Annotated in this window: 5 protein-coding genes and 2 tRNA genes; 3 read left to right on the top strand and 4 right to left on the bottom strand. The window is 56.5% G+C overall.

What is annotated here, in order from left to right; all coding sequences use genetic code 11:
• Positions 1-649 precede the first annotated feature (649 nt).
• From ABRP98_RS11425 to gyrA, 4 genes are all read right to left on the bottom strand, one after another.
• Positions 650-722: transfer RNA gene (locus ABRP98_RS11425), tRNA-Ala, on the bottom strand.
• Between the two features lie 9 nt (positions 723-731).
• Positions 732-808: transfer RNA gene (locus ABRP98_RS11420), tRNA-Ile, on the bottom strand.
• Positions 809-981: 173 nt separating this feature from the next.
• Positions 982-1,320 (bottom strand): DUF3566 domain-containing protein, encoded by a 339-nt coding sequence (locus ABRP98_RS11415; protein ID WP_005280482.1) that lies wholly within the window; start codon positions 1,318-1,320, stop codon positions 982-984.
• A 3-nt stretch (positions 1,321-1,323) separates the two neighbouring features.
• Positions 1,324-3,879, bottom strand: a complete 2,556-nt coding sequence (gene gyrA / locus ABRP98_RS11410) for a DNA gyrase subunit A (protein ID WP_005280481.1) — start codon at positions 3,877-3,879, stop codon at positions 1,324-1,326.
• A gap of 78 nt (positions 3,880-3,957) precedes the next feature.
• On the opposite strand from gyrA, the gene ABRP98_RS11405 reads away from it, so the two are divergent.
• The 3 genes from ABRP98_RS11405 to ABRP98_RS11395 are packed head-to-tail and all read left to right on the top strand — an operon-like array spanning position 3,958 to position 4,882.
• Positions 3,958-4,179 carry a hypothetical protein gene (locus ABRP98_RS11405; protein ID WP_005280480.1) on the top strand — a complete coding sequence of 74 codons (222 nt, stop codon included), beginning with the start codon at positions 3,958-3,960 and terminating at the stop codon, positions 4,177-4,179.
• The gene (locus tag ABRP98_RS11400) at positions 4,176-4,433 is read left to right on the top strand and encodes a hypothetical protein (protein WP_023016410.1); all 258 of its coding nucleotides are present in this window, start codon (positions 4,176-4,178) and stop codon (positions 4,431-4,433) included. Before ABRP98_RS11405 ends, ABRP98_RS11400 begins: the two co-directional genes overlap by 4 nt.
• Before the next feature lie 11 nt (positions 4,434-4,444).
• On the top strand, positions 4,445-4,882 hold the full coding sequence (locus ABRP98_RS11395) for a DUF6918 family protein (RefSeq protein WP_023016409.1): 438 nt from the start codon (positions 4,445-4,447) through the stop codon (positions 4,880-4,882).
• Positions 4,883-5,096: the final 214 nt, after the last annotated feature.

The following is a 5,096-nucleotide window of genomic DNA, read 5'->3' as shown; positions in this document are numbered from 1 at the left end:
AAACCCCTACCCCCACCAACACAAAATGTCGTTTAACTCGACACGCCGAAAAACAACACGTTTTGTCGTTTAACCCCGATCTTCCACAAGTGGGACACTTCAGGTTTCACCTGCTGTTTTCGCCCACCCAAAATGGAAGAAAGAGGCAAAGAAACGACATATGGGGCACTCCATTTTAGTTGGAGTGCCCCATATTGGCTTTAAAGAGGAAGTTTAGTCCTCATCACTCGAAAACTTCTTTCTCATAGTCCAATCTATCCAGAACCAAAGACAGAACAAGATTAATCCTATCACTGTTCTAGGACCGGTGCCTAAATCCAGGACCAACCCGAAAAATAGACCCAAAAGTATCGCTAATACAAGAAATATGATCCAGGTAAGTCTTGGGTGATATTTCTTAGGTTTTAGTTTCTGCATTCATGTGCCCCAACTGGATGCGGACGATCTCCCATGTTAGATGCAATCCTAATCTGATAGCAGGTGTTGTGGTCGTATTCGGGGATTGCCTTTGCTGTTTCAACAATATCAAGCGCGTTGATGCCTGCTATCGGACAAACACCCCCAAAACCAGTTTGATAGGCGTGGAGAGCTTCGAGAGGGTGCAAGAAGCAAAAAGTCCGACTCCCTTAAGGAAGCCGGACTGATGCTGTGGAGCATAGGAGAATCGAACTCCTGACCTTCTGCTTGCAAAGCAGATGCTCTACCAATTGAGCTAATGCCCCATTGTTCCGTGGTGGGCCTAGCTGGAATCGAACCAGCGACCTCATCGTTATCAGCGATGCGCTCTAACCGACTGAGCTATAGGCCCTTTAGCGGAACGAGATGTAACTTTACATACTACCCCGGAAAGAACACAAATCGGCAGCTCAAAGAGGTTTTTAAAGGCGCTCTTCGTTGGCCTAATGAGTACCCTACTTCGCGCTTAAAACCAGAAAATGCCGGCAACCGTAGCTGCCGGCATAGTCTCTCACTCACAGTGGTCTAGATGTCATCCAAGCTGACCTTTAGCCCGCCGAAGACATCCACGATGGCGTTATAGATGACGGCCATCAGCGGTGCGAGCAAGGTGAACAGGACGGCGAAAATAACGCCAATCAGCGCGCTGGCTGCGATCACCACGCCAAAGGTGACCTCAAAGCCGCCGCCGACGCCACCAACGAGGCTATTGACTGACTCCCATATGCCCACCTGGTGCAAACCGATGTACAACAGGCACACGGCCAGCAACCACGCGATGAGTCCGACGAGTGACAGGGCCAGACCAACGCGAAACGCCGAGGTGGGCGAAATGTGGTGGATGGTTACGTCTCGTCGTTCCATGTCCTACTCCTCGTCCTTGGAGGCATCGCTTACCTTGTGGTGCTCTTGCTGGACCTCATCGACGGTCTTTTCGCCCTTGGCCACAGCCTGCGCGTCTTCCTCACCATCTTCTTCAACATTGCGGTCGATGGCAAGCAATTCGACATCATCGGCAAGGTCAACCAAGCGCACGCCCATCGTGGCGCGCGAGGAAGGACGAATCTGGTTTACTTCGGTGCGAATGACCCCACCGGCGGAGGTAATGGCGAAGATTTCATCGTCTTTGTCAATGGAAATGGCGCCAATGAGCTTGCCGCGCTTCGGGGTGTACTTGAAGGTCATCACGCCCAAGCCACCGCGGCCCTGCGGGGTGTATTCCTCAATGGCGGTGCGCTTACCGTAGCCACCGGAGGTAGCAACGAGCAGGAACTCGCCATCGTGAACGACGGACATCGCCAGCAGCTGGTCATCGCCGCGGAAGCGCATGCCCTTCACACCGGCAGTAGCACGTCCCATGGGGCGTAGCTGGTCGTCATCGGCAGTAAAGCGGATTGCCTGGCCCTGCTCAGAGGTCAGCAGGATGTCATCGCCCTCAGAAACGAGCTGGGCACCGATGAGCGCATCGCCCTCATTGAGGTTGATGGCGATAAGCCCTGCGGAACGAGCGGACTCGTAATCGGTCAGGCGCGACTTCTTCACGCGGCCCTGCTGGGTGGCCAGAACCAGGTATGGCGCATCCTCGTAGGACTGGATCTGAATGACCTGGGCGATCTTTTCCTCCGGCTGGAATTCCAGCAGGTTGGCCACGTGCTGGCCGCGGGCAGCGCGGCCGCTCTCCGGTAGCTCGTAGGCCTTCAAGCGGTAGACGCGGCCAAAGTTGGTAAAGAACAGGATCCAGTCGTGCGTGGAGCAGACGAAGAAGTTCTTCACAATGTCATCTTGCTTGAGCTCCGCACCGCGCACGCCCTTGCCGCCACGCTTTTGTGACTTATAGGTATCGACCTTGGTGCGCTTGGCATAACCGGTGGCGGTAATGGTAACCACGACGTTTTCGCGGGCAATGAGGTCTTCATCGGTGACCTCGCCGGAGGCAGGCAGGATCTCGGTGCGGCGCTCGTCGCCGTACTTTTCGACGATCGCCTCCAGCTCATCGTGGACGATCTGGCGCTGGCGCTCCTCGTGGGCAAGGATGTGCTTGAGGTCTGCGATCTCTTCTTCGATTTCTGCCAATTCATCGACGATCTTTTGGCGCTCCAGGGCGGCCAGGCGGCGCAGCTGCATCGCCAGGATGGCATCGGCCTGGATATCGTCGACATCGAGAAGCTCCTTCAAGCCCTCGCGCGCCTCATCAACGGTGGGCGAACGGCGGATCAGGGCGATGACCTCATCCAACATATCCAGCGCCTTGACCAAGCCGCGCAAGATGTGCGCGCGCTTTTCGGCTTCATCCAGGCGGTACTGGGTGCGGCGAACGATGACCTCAATCTGGTGCGCAACATAATTGCTCAGCATCTGATCCAGGCGCAGGGTGCGCGGCACGCCATCGACGATGGAAAGCATATTAGCGCCGAAGGAGGTCTGCAGCTGGGAGTGCTTGTACAGGTTATTGAGCACCACGCGGGCGACAGCATCGCGCTTCAGGGTCACAACAATGCGCATGCCCACGCGGTCAGAGGACTCATCTTCGATCTTGGAAATACCGGCGATCTTGCCGTTGGCTACGGACTCCGCGATATTGGAGATGAGGTTATCGGGGTTGACCTGGAACGGCAGCTCCGTAATCACGATGGTCTGCCGGGAACCGGATTCCTCGATGGAGGTCACACCGCGCATGCGGATGGAACCGCGGCCGGTGGTATATGCATCCTTGATGCCCTGATCGCCCACGATGAGGCCGGCGGTGGGGAAATCCGGGCCCTTCACGCGTTCCATGCAGGCCGCGAGCGCCGCATCCTCGTCTGCGTCTGGGTTCTCCAGCAGCCAGTAGATGGCCGAGGCCAACTCATTGAGGTTATGCGGCGGGATATTGGTGGCCATGCCCACGGCAATTCCGCCGGAACCATTCATCAAAAGGTTAGGCACGCGGGACGGCAGGACGTCCGGCTCGCTGGTCTTGCCATCGTAGTTGGGCGAGAAGTCCACGGTATTTTCGCGGATATCGCGGACCATTTCCATGGCCAACGGGGTGAGCTTGCACTCGGTATAACGCATTGCGGCGGGGCCGTCGTTACCGCGGGAACCGAAGTTACCCTGGCCATCGACAAGCGGGTAGCGCATATTCCAGGACTGCGCCAAGCGCACCAAGGTGTCATAGATGGCCGAGTCACCGTGTGGGTGGAATTGACCCATGGTGTCAGAGACCGGGCGCGCGGATTTCACGTAGCCGCGCTCGGGGCGGTAGCCCGAATCGAACATGGCGTAAAGAATGCGGCGGTGTACCGGCTTTAGGCCATCGCGCACCTCAGGCAGCGCGCGGCCCACAATGACGGACATGGCGTAGTCGATATAGCTCGACTCCATCTCCTCATTAATGTCAATGGGAAAAATCCGATCAAAAAGATCGTCGTTATTGTCACTCATAAGGCCAAATTCTACCTTCTCCGGGCTTTATCGGCCTTATTTGCCGCACCGGTGGTATCACTGTGGTATCACTGGGGCATGGCAATGACATTACGGCTTACCGCAGAACAAGATCACGCCCTTACCCTCTTGGCCTCCGCTCAAGGCACCTCCAAGCACGAGGCGGTGGTGCGTGCCATCGTGGCGGCGGCCTCGCGTACGCTTGCCGATGCCCACGTGCAAGCCACCGCCCGCGAACTCCTCCCCGGCCGCGCGGATCTAGAGGCCGAAATCCGCAGGGCACGGAAGACCCACGCATGAGCCCCGAACAGCTATACCTAGTGGCTCAAGAGTTTTGCGCCCGCTTTAATCTCCGCATCATCAATTACTCCGCCTTGGTGGCCGCCGCGGCTGCCAGCACCGCGCGCCTGGAGGGCATAGCCATTCACGGCGATGAGCAACAGGCAGCCCAAGCCATGGCGGAGGTTTTAGAAAAGGTGCCAGCGTTAAATGCTGGAAACCAGACCTTCGCGCAGTACTGCGCCCGCGTCTATATGGCCACTAAATTCGCGTAAAGTATGGCACCATGTCTCACCTTTCTACCTTGATGCATGGATCCACCCGCACCGAGTTCATCGCCGAGTGCGGGGCTCTCGTTGAAAAAGTCGCCTCCGCCCAATCCGGCATTTCTGGCATGGCCATTAAAGGCGGATTGGCCGCCGCCAAAAAAGCCGATGCCAACGTCGTCCCCAAGGCGCTGGAACGGATCTTGCCGGATGTCCTCGATGCCCTGGATCCGCGGTGGCAGGACTTTGCGGAAAGCGGGAAGGATGATTTCGGCGCCTTCCTTGAACCGCGGCAAGAAGAGGTCAGCGATGAAATTATGAATATCGCAGATAAGCACGTAGAAAAGGTGAACTCCGCCGCACTGCGCAAACCCTATAATTCCCTGCGCGGCAAGGCCACCAAGATCTTAAGCCCGGAAGTTCCTGCATTCGGCCGCGTCGTGCAAAAGCACATGTAAATAAATAATTTCCACCGGTTTTCCTGCGGTTGAAGGTTATCTGGGCTGCGGAGTATAAGTGTGGAAGTGACTTATTCCCCGCATCATAAATCGTCGACATCAGAAGCAAACCGCACCGATTACCCCGCCGGCCAAGACTGAACTGCTCCCCATTAGTTGGACTGAGAAATCAGTTACCGACTAGTAGGGAGTAGTTTTCTTTGAGAGCACGAAG

Origin of the sequence: Corynebacterium sp. KPL2838 (assembly GCF_040225455.1) — a bacterium.
Classification (GTDB): Bacteria; Actinomycetota; Actinomycetes; order Mycobacteriales; family Mycobacteriaceae; genus Corynebacterium; species Corynebacterium rhinophilum.
Note: the sequence above shows the minus strand (reverse complement) of the source record. Positions and strands in the feature narration are given on the sequence as shown.

Coding starts and splice junctions, on each gene's coding strand:
- ABRP98_RS11415 (WP_005280482.1), bottom strand. CDS start 1,320: ATGGAACGACGAGACGTAACCATCCACCACATTTCGCCCACCTCGGCG.
- gyrA (WP_005280481.1), bottom strand. CDS start 3,879: ATGAGTGACAATAACGACGATCTTTTTGATCGGATTTTTCCCATTGAC.
- ABRP98_RS11405 (WP_005280480.1), top strand. CDS start 3,958: ATGGCAATGACATTACGGCTTACCGCAGAACAAGATCACGCCCTTACC.
- ABRP98_RS11400 (WP_023016410.1), top strand. CDS start 4,176: ATGAGCCCCGAACAGCTATACCTAGTGGCTCAAGAGTTTTGCGCCCGC.
- ABRP98_RS11395 (WP_023016409.1), top strand. CDS start 4,445: ATGTCTCACCTTTCTACCTTGATGCATGGATCCACCCGCACCGAGTTC.